At 53.9% G+C, this 14,740-nt stretch carries 16 protein-coding genes; 9 read left to right on the plus strand and 7 right to left on the minus strand.

The window, feature by feature from the left end:
* Position 1 precedes the first annotated feature (1 nt).
* On the plus strand, positions 2 to 1,117 hold the full coding sequence (locus HVZ37_RS07780; RefSeq protein WP_181628290.1) for a PQQ-dependent sugar dehydrogenase: 1,116 nt from the start codon (positions 2 to 4) through the stop codon (positions 1,115 to 1,117).
* Positions 1,118 to 1,122: 5 nt separating this feature from the next.
* Here HVZ37_RS07780 and HVZ37_RS07785 read toward each other — a convergent pair whose 3' ends face one another.
* Complete coding sequence (locus HVZ37_RS07785) at positions 1,123 to 1,749, minus strand: glutathione S-transferase family protein (RefSeq protein ID WP_044264227.1); 627 nt, start codon at positions 1,747 to 1,749, stop codon at positions 1,123 to 1,125.
* 247 nt (positions 1,750 to 1,996) lie between these two features.
* Here HVZ37_RS07785 and dacC point away from each other — a divergent pair, with 247 nt between their 5' ends.
* Complete coding sequence (gene dacC, locus HVZ37_RS07790) at positions 1,997 to 3,199, plus strand: serine-type D-Ala-D-Ala carboxypeptidase (protein WP_044256495.1); 1,203 nt, start codon at positions 1,997 to 1,999, stop codon at positions 3,197 to 3,199.
* Between the two features lie 48 nt (positions 3,200 to 3,247).
* Here the strand turns inward: dacC and deoR are convergent, their stop codons facing one another.
* Both deoR and ybjG read right to left on the minus strand, forming a co-directional pair.
* The gene (deoR, locus tag HVZ37_RS07795; RefSeq protein WP_043001246.1) at positions 3,248 to 4,006 is read right to left on the minus strand and encodes a DNA-binding transcriptional repressor DeoR; all 759 of its coding nucleotides are present in this window, start codon (positions 4,004 to 4,006) and stop codon (positions 3,248 to 3,250) included.
* A gap of 71 nt (positions 4,007 to 4,077) precedes the next feature.
* A complete protein-coding gene (ybjG, locus tag HVZ37_RS07800; protein WP_181628291.1) occupies positions 4,078 to 4,686 on the minus strand; it encodes an undecaprenyl-diphosphate phosphatase in 609 nt (202 codons plus the stop codon).
* A 293-nt stretch (positions 4,687 to 4,979) separates the two neighbouring features.
* On the opposite strand from ybjG, the gene HVZ37_RS07805 reads away from it, so the two are divergent.
* Complete coding sequence (locus HVZ37_RS07805) at positions 4,980 to 6,212, plus strand: MFS transporter (RefSeq protein WP_043001244.1); 1,233 nt, start codon at positions 4,980 to 4,982, stop codon at positions 6,210 to 6,212.
* Between the two features lie 96 nt (positions 6,213 to 6,308).
* Here the strand turns inward: HVZ37_RS07805 and HVZ37_RS07810 are convergent, their stop codons facing one another.
* Both HVZ37_RS07810 and HVZ37_RS07815 read right to left on the minus strand, forming a co-directional pair.
* Complete coding sequence (locus HVZ37_RS07810) at positions 6,309 to 7,121, minus strand: Cof-type HAD-IIB family hydrolase (protein WP_043001243.1); 813 nt, start codon at positions 7,119 to 7,121, stop codon at positions 6,309 to 6,311.
* On the minus strand, positions 7,122 to 8,330 hold the full coding sequence (locus tag HVZ37_RS07815) for an MFS transporter (protein ID WP_043001242.1): 1,209 nt from the start codon (positions 8,328 to 8,330) through the stop codon (positions 7,122 to 7,124). It lies immediately after the preceding gene.
* A gap of 81 nt (positions 8,331 to 8,411) precedes the next feature.
* Between HVZ37_RS07815 and HVZ37_RS07820 the strand changes: the two genes are divergently transcribed.
* The gene (locus tag HVZ37_RS07820; RefSeq protein WP_043001241.1) at positions 8,412 to 8,951 is read left to right on the plus strand and encodes a TetR/AcrR family transcriptional regulator; all 540 of its coding nucleotides are present in this window, start codon (positions 8,412 to 8,414) and stop codon (positions 8,949 to 8,951) included.
* Between the two features lie 292 nt (positions 8,952 to 9,243).
* Here the strand turns inward: HVZ37_RS07820 and HVZ37_RS07825 are convergent, their stop codons facing one another.
* On the minus strand, positions 9,244 to 10,929 hold the full coding sequence (locus HVZ37_RS07825) for an aspartate:alanine antiporter (RefSeq protein WP_043001240.1): 1,686 nt from the start codon (positions 10,927 to 10,929) through the stop codon (positions 9,244 to 9,246).
* Positions 10,930 to 11,197: 268 nt separating this feature from the next.
* On the opposite strand from HVZ37_RS07825, the gene HVZ37_RS07830 reads away from it, so the two are divergent.
* Positions 11,198 to 11,575 carry an inner membrane protein YbjM gene (locus tag HVZ37_RS07830; RefSeq protein ID WP_044256385.1) on the plus strand — a complete coding sequence of 126 codons (378 nt, stop codon included), beginning with the start codon at positions 11,198 to 11,200 and terminating at the stop codon, positions 11,573 to 11,575.
* Between the two features lie 39 nt (positions 11,576 to 11,614).
* Here the strand turns inward: HVZ37_RS07830 and HVZ37_RS07835 are convergent, their stop codons facing one another.
* Positions 11,615 to 11,878 (minus strand): GrxA family glutaredoxin, encoded by a 264-nt coding sequence (locus HVZ37_RS07835; RefSeq protein ID WP_000495514.1) that lies wholly within the window; start codon positions 11,876 to 11,878, stop codon positions 11,615 to 11,617.
* A gap of 172 nt (positions 11,879 to 12,050) precedes the next feature.
* Here HVZ37_RS07835 and HVZ37_RS07840 point away from each other — a divergent pair, with 172 nt between their 5' ends.
* The 4 genes from HVZ37_RS07840 to HVZ37_RS07855 all read left to right on the plus strand — a co-directional run bounded on the left by HVZ37_RS07840 (position 12,051) and on the right by HVZ37_RS07855 (position 14,574).
* On the plus strand, positions 12,051 to 12,338 hold the full coding sequence (locus tag HVZ37_RS07840) for a DUF1418 family protein (RefSeq protein WP_043001238.1): 288 nt from the start codon (positions 12,051 to 12,053) through the stop codon (positions 12,336 to 12,338).
* Positions 12,322 to 13,044 carry an oxygen-insensitive NADPH nitroreductase gene (gene nfsA, locus HVZ37_RS07845; RefSeq protein WP_043001237.1) on the plus strand — a complete coding sequence of 241 codons (723 nt, stop codon included), beginning with the start codon at positions 12,322 to 12,324 and terminating at the stop codon, positions 13,042 to 13,044. Before HVZ37_RS07840 ends, nfsA begins: the two co-directional genes overlap by 17 nt.
* 60 nt (positions 13,045 to 13,104) lie before the next feature.
* Positions 13,105 to 14,007, plus strand: coding sequence for a 30S ribosomal protein S6--L-glutamate ligase (rimK, locus tag HVZ37_RS07850; RefSeq protein WP_181628292.1), 903 nt, complete (start codon positions 13,105 to 13,107; stop codon positions 14,005 to 14,007).
* Between the two features lie 90 nt (positions 14,008 to 14,097).
* Entirely contained in the window at positions 14,098 to 14,574 is a 477-nt protein-coding gene (locus HVZ37_RS07855) for a YbjN domain-containing protein (protein ID WP_043001235.1), read from the plus strand.
* Positions 14,575 to 14,740 lie beyond the last annotated feature (166 nt).

Below are 14,740 nucleotides of genomic sequence, written 5' to 3' on the forward strand. Positions count from 1 at the left end.
TATGCGTCGTTCGCTTATCCCAGTAATGACATTGCTAATTTTCCCCTGGTTTGCTCAGGCGAAAACGCCTGCGGTCAATGTTGAGGTGCTGCAAACCAAACTTGACCACCCGTGGGCGCTGGCCTTTCTGCCGGGCGACGACGGCATGCTGATCACTCTGAAGGGTGGGCAGTTGCGCCACTGGCAGGCAGGAAAAGGGCTTTCTGACCCGCTGCCTGGGGTGCCAAAGGTGTGGTCAAACGGGCAGGGCGGTCTGCTGGACGTGGCGCTGGCACCGGACTTTAGCCAGTCCCGGCGCGTCTGGCTCAGTTTTTCCCAGGCTGATGCAGAGGGAAAAGCAGGAACTGCGGTGGGCTATGGTCGACTCAGCGACGACCTTTCGCGGCTGGAAAACTTCCAGACGGTCTTCCGGCAGATGCCAAAACTCTCTACCGGCAATCATTTCGGTGGACGACTGGTGTTTGACGGTAAGGGGCATCTGTTCATCGGGCTGGGGGAAAACAACCAGCGGCCGACCGCACAGGATCTCGACAAACTGCAGGGGAAAGTGGTGCGTCTGACCGATCAGGGGAAAATCCCGGCGGACAATCCGTTTGTTAATCAGCCTGGCGCGCGCCCGGAAATCTGGTCTTATGGGATCCGTAATCCGCAGGGGATGGCGATGAATCCGTGGAGCGATACGCTGTGGCTCAATGAGCACGGGCCGCGCGGCGGAGATGAGATCAATATCCCCGAAAAAGGCAAAAACTACGGCTGGCCGCTGGCGACATGGGGCATTAACTATAGCGGGCTGAAAATCCCGGAAGCGCAGGGCGAAAAGGTGGCAGGTACCGAACAGCCCATTTTCTACTGGCAGAAATCACCTGCCGTTAGCGGGATGGCCTTTTATGGCCACGATACTTTCCCTCAGTGGCGGCAGAAACTGTTCATTGGCGCACTGAAGGACCAGAATGTGATTGTGATGAGGGTGAATGGCAATACGGTCGCTGAAGAGGGGCGCATTCTGGGTGAGCGAAAACAGCGGATCCGCGACGTACGCGTCGGGCCCGACGGTTATCTGTATGTCTTAACCGACGAGTCCGATGGCGAGTTGCTTAAAGTCAGCCCGCGTACCTGAACGGCTTAGCTGACCGGGATCATGACCGTTTTACGAAACGCCGGGCGCTCGCTGAGCTGCTGGTACCAGCGCTCAAGATGCGGACGCGGTGTCCATGTCAGTCCCACGTTGAACAGGTTGTAGACAAACGGCGCGATGGCGATGTCACCGGTGCCAAACGCTTTTCCCGAGAACCATAACTGGTCGGCCAGCGCCGCGTCGAGGATCGCGAACAGCTCGTCGCAGCGTTTCGCTCCGGCATCGATAGCGGCGTGATCGCGCTGTTCCGGCGGTGTTCTCACTAAACCAAAAAGCACCACACGGTGTGCTGGACTGAGGGTTTGATTCGCCCAGTCCATCCATTTTTCGCCTTCAGCCCGACGCGCCGGTGACTCGACCCACAGGCGTTTTTGTCCATACTGGGCAGCCAGGTAACGCACGATGGCGTTGGATTCCCACAGCAGCAGGTCGTTTTCATCATCACGTAGCAAAGGCACCAGACCGTTCGGGTTCATCGCCAGATAATCGGCATCATGGTTCAGGCCAAACTGTCCTCCCGCCAGGATATGATTAAACGGTAATTCCAGTTCTTCGAGCGTCCACAATACTTTTTTGACGTTGGTTGAGTTATTCCGGCCCCACAGCGTAATCATAATTACCCCTCAAAAAATGGACAGCCTCAGGGCTGCGTTCACTCCACATGGTGAGATAAAGCTAACATTTACGCAACAGCCAACAAAAAATTCCTCTCCGTTGCGGCATAGCGGGGGGTTATTGCATAAACTTTAAAAACTTTACCAACTTACGGTTCACTTACGCTTCTTAGTGCGTTATTACTCACCGCACTTATTATACGGTGGTATGACGTATATTTTTTGAATGGATACTCGGGTGGCATTTATGACGCAATACGTTTCTTCCCTTCGCAATTTCGCAGCGGGTTCAGCCCTTCTCTTTCTCTTTGCGCCGACGGTGATGGCGGCGGAACAGACCATTGAACCGCCGAGCGTCGATGCGCGCGCGTGGATTTTAATGGATTACGCCAGCGGTAAGGTGCTGGCTGAAGGCAATGCCGATGAGAAACTGGATCCGGCCAGTCTGACGAAAATCATGACCAGCTATGTGGTGGGGCAGGCACTCAAAGCGGGCAAAATTAAACTGACCGACATGGTGACGATAGGCAAAGACGCGTGGGCGACCGGTAACCCGGCGCTGCGCGGCTCCTCGGTCATGTTCCTGAAGCCCGGCGATCAGGTGGCGGTTTCCGATCTCAATAAAGGGGTGATTATTCAGTCCGGCAACGACGCCTGTATCGCACTGGCAGACTATGTCGCAGGGAGCCAGGAGTCGTTTATCGGTCTGATGAATGGTTATGCGAAAAAGCTTGGGTTGACGAACACCACCTTCCAGACGGTACATGGTCTGGATGCGCCGGGCCAGTTCAGCACCGCGCGTGATATGGCGCTGCTGGGTAAAGCACTGATCCACGATGTGCCGGAAGAGTATGCGATCCATAAAGAAAAAGAGTTCACTTTTAACAAGATTCGCCAGCCCAACCGAAACCGTCTGCTCTGGAGCTCCAGCCTGAACGTTGACGGCATGAAAACAGGCACCACGGCGGGAGCCGGATACAATCTGGTCGCGTCGGCCACTCAGGGCGACATGCGTCTGATTTCGGTGGTATTAGGCACCAAAACTGACCGTATCCGCTTTAATGAATCAGAAAAACTGTTGACCTGGGGGTTCCGCTTCTTTGAGACCGTAACGCCTATCAAACCGGATGCCACCTTTGTGACCCAGCGCGTCTGGTTTGGTGACAAGAGTGAGGTGAATCTGGGGGCTGGCGAAGCCGGTTCTGTGACGATTCCGCGCGGTCAACTGAAAAACCTGAAAGCCAGCTTTACGCTGACGGAACCGCAGCTCACCGCGCCGCTGAAAAAGGGCCAGGTGGTCGGGACAATTGACTTCCAGTTGAACGGCAAATCGATTGAACAGCGTCCGTTGATCGTGATGGAGGCGGTAGAAGAGGGCGGCTTCTTTGGTCGGATGTGGGATTTCGTACTGATGAAATTTCATCAGTGGTTCGGTAGCTGGTTCTCTTAAGTCCTGATGATTGCCGGATAGCGCTGACGCCTGTCCGGCAAACGGCAATTAGTACATAAGCTTAATTCGCTGCGCTTTGGCGAAGCTGACAAATTCATCGTCAGGGCAGCAGTCGCTTACCACGATGTCAAAGTGTTTTAAATCTCCCATCCGCGCCGGACGGACCTTGCCAAATTTGCTGTGATCGGCCACCAGTACGTGGTGTTGCGCCATCGACATTGCCCAGTGTTTCACCGGCAATTCTTCCAGATTAAAACAGGTCGCCCCTTTGCTGATATGAACGCCGGCAGCGGAATAAAAGGCGATATCCGGACAGATATTGTTCAGGGTTTCCTGAGCATCAAGCGGTTTGAAAATCGCATTGCTGGCGTGAAATTCGCCGCCGGAGAGGATCGCCCGGCACAGCGGTTTTTCCTGCAATGCCAGAAACGTATTCAGGGAATAGCAGACGGCGGTAAACGGGATGTCATTATCGATCGCTTCGATGATCCACGGCGTCGTCGTACCGCAGTCAAAAAACAGCGTCTGATGCGGCTGCACCAGACTTGCCGCCAGCTGCGCCGCACGACGTTTTTCTTCCACTAAGCGGGATTTTTGATCGCTGAGCAGATAGTGGCTGGCGCTGCGGGGTTCCAGCACAATATAGCCACCGAGCAGCACTACCGGCGCACTGTTGTTATTCAGGTCGCGGCGAATGGTCATTTCAGAGACGCCCAGCAGGGTCGCGGCTTCCTTAAGATGGAGTTTATCGCTGCGTTTCAGTGCCTGCAGCAATTGACCAATACGCTCTTCGCGACGTGTTTCCATAATTCCCCTGGATGAATAATTAAGCGCTCTGTCTCTTTCAGTGCGCTTAATATTACTCTTTTTTCCTTCGTCTAGTCACGTACCCAGCCTTTACGAATCGGCAGGGCGAAGCAGATGCGGTAACCGTGTTGCAGGCCACGATAGAGGGCCGGACCGAATTTTTGCCAGATCATCTGCGCGCTCAGGCAGCCGATCATCCCAGCCAGCAGTCCGCCGAGTATGTCGAGCGGCCAGTGCACGCCAAGATAGACGCGGGACCAGGCGATGGTGACGGCCAACACCATCAACAGAACGCCGGACCAGAGACGATGCCAGAACAAAAACGCCAGCGCGAAGGTAAATATCACCGTGCCGTGATCGCTGGGGAACGAGTCATCTGCCGCATGCTGGAGATAATTGTAGCCAATGCGATCGGCAAACGGACGATCGTGTGGGAACAGGTGTCCCATTACCCATGACACCAGCAGGCTAACGACCAGCGCCATCGCCATTTTGACGATCAACTGCCGCTGCGCGCAAACCTGTTCACGCGGTCCCCACAGCCAGAGAACAACGGCTAACAGCGGGACGATGTTGATCAGATCTTTGGCGATAAAAATGGCGAGGGAAATCATCCACGATGCCGAGTCCGGCGTGGCATTGATAAAGTAGAACAGCGAATAGTTAATATTTTCCAGCATAGCAGTCAGACTCAGTTCGTTTAATGAAAATCCAGGCAGGCCGAGAATAAAAGTGTCCGTCCGCAGGGTAAAGAGGGATTGTCTTATTTACCTGTAAAAGAAGGTGTTTCAGACATCGCTCGTGATTTTCACTCAGCATAACCGCGTCAACGTAGACTAACCTTAAACCCAGGGAAGGATTTTCATGAGCGGGTAAAAATGTGCGCATTTTGCTTTTACCACGCATAATTCACTATCTCAGGTGAGGCTCTTTCATTACACTTTGCGCGATTTTTTATTGTCGAAGAGATTGCATGCAAAACCGTTTACAACAAGGTGCCCGTCTTGGACGTCAGGCGCTGCTTTTCCCTCTCTGTCTGGTGCTCTACGAATTCTCCACCTACATTGGCAACGATATGATCCAACCCGGCATGCTGGCGGTGGTGGAACAATATCAGGCGGGGATCGACTGGGTACCCACCTCCATGACCGCCTATCTGGCCGGCGGTATGTTTTTGCAATGGCTGTTAGGGCCGCTGTCGGATCGCATTGGCCGTCGTCCGGTGATGTTAGCGGGCGTGGTGTGGTTTATTGTCACCTGCCTGGCAACGCTGCTGGCGCAAAGCATCGAACAATTTACCCTGCTGCGTTTTTTGCAGGGCATCAGTCTGTGCTTTATTGGCGCGGTGGGCTACGCGGCGATCCAGGAGTCCTTTGAAGAGGCCGTGTGTATTAAAATCACCGCCCTGATGGCGAACGTCGCGCTGATAGCGCCACTGCTCGGACCGCTGGTGGGAGCGGCGTGGGTGCATGTCCTGCCGTGGGAAGGCATGTTTGTGCTGTTCGCCGCACTGGCGGCGATCGCGTTCTTTGGTCTGCAGCGGGCGATGCCGGAGACCGCCACGCGGATCGGCGAGCCGCTATCGCTAAAGGCGCTGGGTAATGATTACAGACTGGTGCTGAAAAATGGGCGCTTTGTCGCCGGCGCGCTGGCGCTGGGGTTCGTCAGCCTGCCGTTGCTGGCCTGGATCGCCCAGTCACCGATTATTATCATCAGCGGCGAACAGCTTAGTAGCTACGAGTATGGCCTGCTACAGGTGCCGATTTTTGGCGCGCTGATCGCCGGGAACCTGATGCTGGCGCGCCTGACCGCTCGGCGTACGGTGCGTTCGCTCATCATCATGGGCGGCTGGCCGATTGTGCTGGGACTGCTCATCGCCGCGGCGGCCACCGTCGTCTCGTCCCATGCGTATCTGTGGATGACGGCTGGTCTGAGCGTTTACGCTTTTGGCATCGGTGTGGCCAACGCCGGACTGGTGCGCCTCACCCTGTTCGCCAGCGACATGAGTAAAGGCACGGTCTCTGCGGCGATGGGAATGCTGCAAATGCTGATCTTTACCGTCGGGATTGAACTGAGTAAGCACGCTTATCTGCTCGGCGGGAATGGGCTGTTCAGCCTGTTTAATCTGGCGAGCGGCATGCTGTGGCTGTTGCTGATGTTTATCTTCCTGAAAGATAAACAGGCCGGGAATACCCGGGAAGGGTAATGGCGACATTGTTGGCCCGCTAAGCGCACCGCCATCAGGCAATAAAATCGGATGGCGGTGTAAACACCTTAGCCTGGTGAATAACGCAAGTCGTTGTTAATTAAATGGCGCTTCGTTCTTCAGGACACAATCAATGATGTCGAGGACGCCTTCTTTGTTGTTTGAGCCAGCTCGATATTTCGCGGCCTTCGCAATCGTATCTGCCGCATTTTCCATTGCAAAACTAAAGCCCGCCTGGCGCAGCATTTCAACATCATTTCCGCCATCCCCAAACACCACGACTTCACTATCGTCAATTCCCCAACGCTGCTGGAGCAGGCGCAGTCCGTTCGCTTTGTGTACGCCGGGGATAATGAGATCGATGCTGCCATAGCCGGTGTGAACAGGCACCATGATATCGCCAATGGCGTCGTGCAGGGCTTGCTGAACTTCCGGGATCCGATCGTCTGAGATGTTCAGGCCAAATTTGAAAAACACGTCATTGATATTGTTGAAATCATCCACGAATTCGAGGCGGTGATAGTACATGCCGGCGGTGGCTTTCATCTCGTCGTTGTACGCTTTCAGGGTATACGCACTGTTCTTACCGCAGGCGATGATTTCGACATCGGCGCGGGTTAACAGGTGATCGACGATGGCGGTAAAATCGGATTTCGCCAGATCACCGTTAAAGATATCCTGGCCTTCGCTTACCACCCAACCGCCGTTTTCGGCGACAAAGGAGATCTCATGGGCAATCTCAGGAAAGAAAGAGATGAGCTGGTAGTACTGATTGCCGCTGGCGACCGCAAAACGAATACCCTGCGTTTTCATCTGCTGATACTGTGCAAGAAAACGTTCGCGATTATAGGTCTTTTGATCGCTCAGAAAAGTGCCATCCATATCGACTGCAATTAACTTAATACCCATTTATCCCTTCTCCATCGCAGTTTGCGTAGTTGAATTTGGTTTGGCGACGGCTCTGGCGACAACGGCGGCCAGCAGCACCAGCGCCAGCACCACCAGCATGGCGCTACGTAAACCGTAGTGTTCGCCGAGGTAGCCGAGCAGCGGAGGGCCAACGAGAAAGGCGAGATAGCCGGTGGTTGCCACGACGCTAACGCGTGTCGGTGCATCCGGCCCCGTGTCGCTGGCCGCAGAAATGGTTAACGGGAAACCGAGCGATGCGCCCAGGCCCCACAGTATCACAGAGACGCCGGCCACCCAGGCGCTGTCGACGAAAATAATCAGACCAATACCGAGCGCGCCCATCAGGGCGCTGGCGCGAACCACCGCCACACGACTGTAACGGTCAATAAACCAGCCACCGGTAAAGCGCCCGACGGTCATCCCGAGCGTGAACCCAGCGTAAATCAGCGAGCCGGATGTCGGGCTAAACCCGTGACCGTCGACCATCAGCAGCGGTAGCCAGTCGTTGGCGGACCCTTCAGCAAAGGCCATCGCCAGCACCACAACGCCAATCAGCAGCAACTGAATATCGCGCCAGAAGGGGACGCCTTTTTCCTGGTGATGAGAACCGTCGTTGGCGTTTTTGCCCGTCCCGTCAGGAATGGCCTGGATGGCAATAAAAATCGGCGCAATCGCTACCAGCGAAGCCAGTACAATATGCGTGGTTGCCGCGACGCCGAAGGCTGTCAGTGCCATCCCGATACCCGCGCCCGCCAGCGTGCCGAAACTGTAAAAACCGTGCATCATCGGCAAAACGGTTTTGTTCATCTCACGTTCGACGGCCGCCCCTTCAATATTGATCGCCACTTCTGCGGAACCAAAACTGGCGCCGAATACACCTAAACCCAGCGCGAACAACACCGGGGAGGTGAGCCAAAGCGCCAGGCTTAGCACCAGCATCCCTACAATTGCGCAGGACATGGTGGTGCGAATCACCTTTCGGGTGCCAAATCGTTTCACCAGCCAGGCCGAACAAAGGATGCCGCTCATCGAACCAATCGAGAGACCAAACAGTACGGCCCCCATTTCCGCCGTCGAGACCGAAAGCGTGTCACGAATGGCGGGCGTGCGCGTGGCCCAGGAGGCCATCAGCAAGCCGGGCAAAAAGAAGAACATAAAAAGCGCCCAGGTTCGGCGTTGCAGGGCTTTGCGGGAGGAAGTCAATGTCATCAGGGAAGCACCAAAAGTACAACAATAGCGACAACACTAGCAAGTTTGTGTACATTTGTACATAAATCAGAAGGGGAATTTATGAGCAGACGACCAAACGATCCGCAGCGTCGGGAAAGGATACTTCAGGCAACTCTGGAGACAATTGCTGAGCATGGGATCAGTGCTGTAACGCATCGTAAAATCGCCAGCTGTGCAGGGGTTCCACTGGGATCCATGACGTATTACTTCGAGGGTATAGACTCGTTGATTGAAGAAGCGTTCACGCGTTTTACGTGCGATATGGCGCAGCAATATCGTGATTTTTTTGCCGGGGTGACCGGCCCGGAAATGGCCTGCGAATCGATCACCACCCTCATTTACAGTTCAGAAGTGACGACGCCGCATAATATGGAGCTGATGTATCAGCTGTACGCGATGATGAATCGTAAGCCGACACTAAGAAGTGTGATGCAGGACTGGATGCAAACCAGTCAGAGAACGCTTGAGCAGTGGTTTGATCCTATTACCGCCCGGGCGTTGGACGCTTTTATTGAAGGGATGACGTTGCATTTTGTGACTGACCGGACGCCGATGACGCGCGAAGAGATCCTGCGGATGGTTAAACGCATCGCCGGGTGAGCATCGTTGAGGGCGATAGTGGTTGTCTCCCCGGCGACACAAATGTCTTGCGCCACACGATCCTGCTCTTCATGCCGATCATCAGTCAGTATGGTTGAGGAGGGGGGTAAAGACGGGAGAGGAGAAATGCAGGCAACAAAAAACCCATCAACCTTGAACCAAAACGGCGGGGTTGATGGGCTCCACAAATTGGGGACATCAAAGAAAAGCAGTGGCACTAGTTATGACTGACACCTTGAGGAAAAGTTCTACATATCTGCAAAAAATTTTCACTTAAGGGACAACTTCAGTTTTAGCCTAAGCCTGGCCAGATGATGATGATGAGTGTCCCCGCCAGTGTCAGCAGCACGTTGGCTATCGCGTAGGTGCCTGCGTAACCGAGTGCCGGGATATTGCTACGCGCGGTATCGCTGATAATTTCCATTGCCGGTGCGCAGGTACGCGCCCCCATCATGGCGCCAAAAAGAAGCGCCCGGTTCATGCGCAAGACATAGGCGCCGAACAGGAAGCAAATGATCACCGGCACCAGGCTGACGATCAGACCAGCAATCAGCATTTGACCGCCAATTGCCCCTAACCCCTGACCGATGCCACTGCCTGCGCTTAAGCCAACGCCCGCCATAAAGACCATCAGGCCGAACTCTTTCACCATATTCAGCGCTCCCTGCGGGATGTAGCCAAATGTGGGATGGTTAGCACGCAGGAAGCCCAGCATGATCCCGGCGAACAGCAATCCAGCGGCGTTACCGATGCCGAAACTGAAGTTGCTGAACTGGAAGGTGATCATGCCGATCATCAGACCAATAATGAAGAACGCACAGAAGGCCAGCAGATCGGTGACCTGGCTGTGAATCGAGATAAAGCCAATACGATCCGCGATTGTTTTCACCCGGCGCGCGTCGCCGCTGACCTGCAATACGTCGCCTTTGTTGAGCACCACGTTGTCATCAATTGGCATTTCAATCTGCGAACGAATCACGCGGTTCAGGAAGCAGCCGTGATCGGTGAGCTTCAGTTGCGCAAGACGGCGTCCCACGGCATTGTGGTTTTTCACCACGATCTCTTCCGTGACGATCCGCATGTCGAGCAGGTCGCGGTCGAACACCTCTTTGCCGTTACGAAAGCTGGGGTCGAGGCGGGCATGAGCATCCGGATAGCCGACCAGCGCGATTTCATCACCCATCTGCAGCACGGCGTCACCGTCCGGGTTTGCCAGAATACCGTTACGACGGATGCGTTCAATGTAGCAGCCAGTTGCGCGGTAAATGCCGAGCTCCCGCAGGTTCTTTCCGTCCGTCCAGGCGACCAGTTCCGGGCCGACGCGATAAGCACGAATGACCGGCAGGTACACCTTCCGGTTCGTGTCGGTGTCCAGACCGCGTTCACGGGCGATTTGCTGGGCGCTGGTTTGCAGATCCTGATGCTGTAATTTTGGCAGATAGCGTGCGCCGACGATCAGGCTGACCAGACCGATCAGGTAGGTCAGTGCGTAGCCCAGGCTCAGGTTATCCAGCGCCCGGGAAAGCTGTGCGCTCTCCATTCCAAAATGGCGCAGCGTATCGCCAGCACCGACCAGAACCGGGGTAGACGTCATTGAGCCAGCCAGCATACCGGCCGTCAGGCCGATGTCCCAGCCAAATAGCTTACCCAAACCGAGGGCGATCAGCAGCGCGCTGCCGACCATCACCAGAGCCAGCATCAGGTAATTCTTCCCGTCCCGAAAAAAAATGGAAAAAAAGTTAGGACCCGCTTCAACGCCGACACAAAAAATAAACAGCATAAAGCCCAGATTCAGTGCGTCAGTGTTAATACTGAAATGCTGTTGCCCTAATAAGAGAGAGACGACTAAAACGCCAATGGAATTACCCAGTTGGATGGAACCCAGACGCAATTTACCGAGACACAGGCCGAGAGCCAGTACAACGAATAATAACAGGATGTAATTCCCATTTAACAAATCGGCGACGTTTATATTCACGGAGACTAACTTCTTGTTTACGAGTAAGCTGTTGAAAGAAATGGTAATTTAGGCTACTGTTTTGCCATCAAATAAGGGCGATTGTGACATATTCACAGCCCGAATATAAGCGGCACAACAATATAATCTGGCTAGTTTAATCTCATTACGTATCAACGGCTATAAGAATCGTGTTGGCGTATTTTGGCACGGAATGCTGAACGGCTTTATCTGACTGGACGCCTTTGGCGAAAAGTGTGTTCGATAGAGACAGTGTCAGGAGAAAAGATTGAAATATAAGCATGGTTGGGTAGGAGCGGTCTGCTGCTTTGTGCTCTTTGTGGTTGTCTGTCTTTTTCTGACGATGAACATGAAAGGGGCATTTCGGGCGGCCGGGCATCCTGAAATTGGGCTACTGTTTTTTACGCTGCCAGGCGCGGTCGCCAGTTTTTGCTCTCATCGCCGGGAGGTGATCAAACCGCTCCTTGGCGCAATGCTTGCAGCACCTTGTTGTTTGCTGTTCACGCGTCTTTTCTTTACGCCCACTCGCTCGCTGTGGCAGGAGATGGCGTGGTTATTCAGCGCCGTATTCTGGTGCGCTTTGGGAGCCTTATGCTTCCTGTTCATCAGCAGTTTGTTCAGACCGCGACAGCGTAAAAACCAATAACGCCCTCCGAAGAGGGCGTTATGACATCACTTACAGTACTCAGGCGAACAGGTTCAAATTCTCTTTCGCCCAGGCTTCAAAATCGGTGCAACCGCCGATGTGTTTCTGATCAACAAAAATCTGCGGCACGGTTTCAACCGGTTTGCCGACGGTCTTTTCCAGGTCCGCTTTGGTGATGCCTTCCGCGTGGATGTCGATGTAGCGATAGTTGAAATCATCGCGCTCGTTGCTCAGTTTCTCTGCCAGTTCTTTTGCGCGTACACAGTAAGGGCAACCCGGGCGACCAAAAATAACAGTAAACATTGTAGTCTCTCTCCTCGAACTCAAAGCCTGACGGCGAATGGCTGCTATGATGACGCTAATCGTCAGTCTTGAACAGTAGGTTGCACCTTTTACTTCGATACATTTAGTCTATATCTGTTAAACACATTCACGCTGAACGCCTTACACTATGTCTCACAAAAGGGGGCTTCCTGTGCGTATGACCGGCGCGTTACCAAAAAGTGTATTGATTCTGGAAATGGTGGGTATGGTGCTCCTGGCGCTGGCTTTGCTGTTGCTGAACCACTACCTGACGCTTCCCGCCCCGTTTAACAGCTCGTTAGCGGTCATTATCATGCTTTTTTTGGGCGTGCTGTTGATGATCCCCGCCGCACTGGCATTCGTCTGGCAAGTCGCGCAGCGGCTGGCGCCCCAGCTGATGAAGCCCTCATCCGATTCATCCCGTTCTGACAGAGAAAAAGAGAATGACTCCAACCATTAACCTTCTGCGTCGTCACCGTTCGATTCGCCATTATACCGATCAACCGATTACGCCTGAACAGCGAGAGGCGATTCTGGCCGCCGCTCAGGCGACCTCCAGCTCCAGCTTTTTGCAGTGTACGTCCATTATTCGTATTACGGATCCGGTACTACGTGACGCACTGGTACCCTTAACCGGCGGTCAACAGCACGTCGCGCAGGCCGCTGAGTTTTGGGTCTTCTGCGCCGACTTCAACCGTCATTTGCAGATTTGCCCTGAAGCGCAATTAGGCCTTGCAGAGCAGTTGTTGCTGGGCGTCGTTGATACGGCGATGATGGCGCAAAACGCGCTGACGGCGGCGGAATCGCTGGGTCTGGGTGGTGTCTATATCGGCGGATTGCGCAATAACATCGAATCTGTCACCGAGTTGCTGGCGCTGCCAAAACACGTACTGCCGCTGTTTGGGCTGTGCCTGGGCTGGCCTGCTGATAACCCGGAGCTGAAGCCGCGCCTGCCCGCAGCGATAGTGATGCATGAAAATCGTTATCAGCCGCTCGATAAGGACGTGCTGGCTGATTATGACGAACAGCTCGCGCAGTATTATCTCAGCCGTGGCAGCAATACCCGCCGTGACACCTGGAGCGATCATATTCGCCGCACGCTGATTAAGGAAAATCGTCCCTTTATCCTGGAATATTTGCATAAACAGGGTTGGGCCACGCGCTAAAAATTCCGCCGCTGTGTATGATACGCGGGATAGTGATCGAGTGATGCAGAGAGGTGCAGGGTGAAAATTGCCATATTGTCCCGGGATGGAACGCTCTACTCGTGTAAGCGCCTGCGTGAAGCGGCGATGACGCGTGGTCATCTGGTTGAAATACTCGACCCGCTTTCCTGTTATATGAACATCAATCCGGCGGCGTCCTCAATTCATTATAAAGGACGCAAGTTGCCTCATTTTGATGCCGTCATTCCGCGTATTGGTTCGGCGATTACCTTTTATGGTACGGCGGTGCTACGCCAGTTTGAGATGCTGGGCAGCTATCCGTTGAATGAATCTGTATCGATTACCCGCGCCCGCGATAAGCTGCGTTCGTTGCAGTTGCTGGCGCGTCAGGGTATCGATCTCCCGATTACCGGCATTGCGCACTCGCCGGATGACACCAGCGATCTGATCGATATGGTTGGTGGCGCGCCGTTGGTGGTGAAACTGGTGGAGGGAACGCAAGGAATTGGCGTGGTACTGGCAGAAACCCGTCAGGCTGCCGAGAGCGTCGTGGATGCGTTCCGGGGGCTTAACGCCCACATTCTGGTTCAGGAATATATTAAAGAGGCCAAAGGCCGCGATATTCGCTGTCTGGTGGTGGGGGATGAGGTGGTTGCTGCCATCGAACGACGGGCGAAGGACGGCGATTTTCGTTCTAATCTCCATCGCGGCGGCGTCGCCTGCATTGCCAACATTACTCCCCGTGAGCGCAAAATTGCGATAAAAGCCGCGCAGACGATGGGGCTTGATGTCGCTGGTGTTGATATTTTACGCGCCGAGCGCGGCCCGCTGGTGATGGAAGTGAATGCTTCTCCGGGTCTGGAAGGGATCGAAAAAACCACCGGTATCGATATCGCCGGGCGGATGATTCAGTGGATCGAACGCCACGCGACGGCTGAATTTTGTCTCAAAACGGGTGGCTAGTCTTTAATATCGCCGATGATCGTGGCATGACGAACACTTTTTGCGTAAGCTGTGCCGGTATTTTTTTATCGTAAGAGGTAGCACATTATTATGACAGAATTGGTCGTTCCCACTCTGGATACGTTGCGGCAATGGCTCGACGACCTGGGCATGAGTTTTTTTGAATGTGATACCTGTCAGGCACTGCATTTACCACACATGCAAAATTTTGACGGCATCTACGATGCGAAATTAGATCTCGTCGATAATACGCTGCTGTTTTCCGCGATGGCTGAAGTGAGGCCTTCTGCGTTACTGCCGCTGGCCGCGGATCTGTCTGCCATCAATGCCAGTTCCCTCACCGTGAAGGCGTTTCTGGATATGCAGGATGATAATCTGCCAAAGCTGGTGGTTTGCCAGTCTTTATCCGTTATGCAAGGGGTAACTTACGCGCAGTTCGAGTGGTTCGTGCGCCAGAGCGAAGAGCAGATATCCATGGTCATTCTTGAAGCGGGCGCGCACCAGATGCTGTTTACCGCCGAAGAAGACGCGCAAAAAAGCAGCGTTGAGAACCATTTTCTTCACTGATTTTAACGTGAAGTATGGCGCGTATAGCGCAGTCGCTGCCAGAGCGGCTGCGGTTTACGTTCTTTTATTCTGCATTTAACCTTTCTTTAAAGAATTATTCACCTCCTTTCCCGCTGTTTCGCTTTATCACATAGACATAAATTGCATAAAAAATTGATAAAAGGCG

The organism is Citrobacter sp. RHB35-C17 (genome assembly GCF_013816795.1).
In the GTDB taxonomy this organism is placed as follows: Bacteria; Pseudomonadota; Gammaproteobacteria; order Enterobacterales; family Enterobacteriaceae; genus Citrobacter_A; species Citrobacter_A amalonaticus.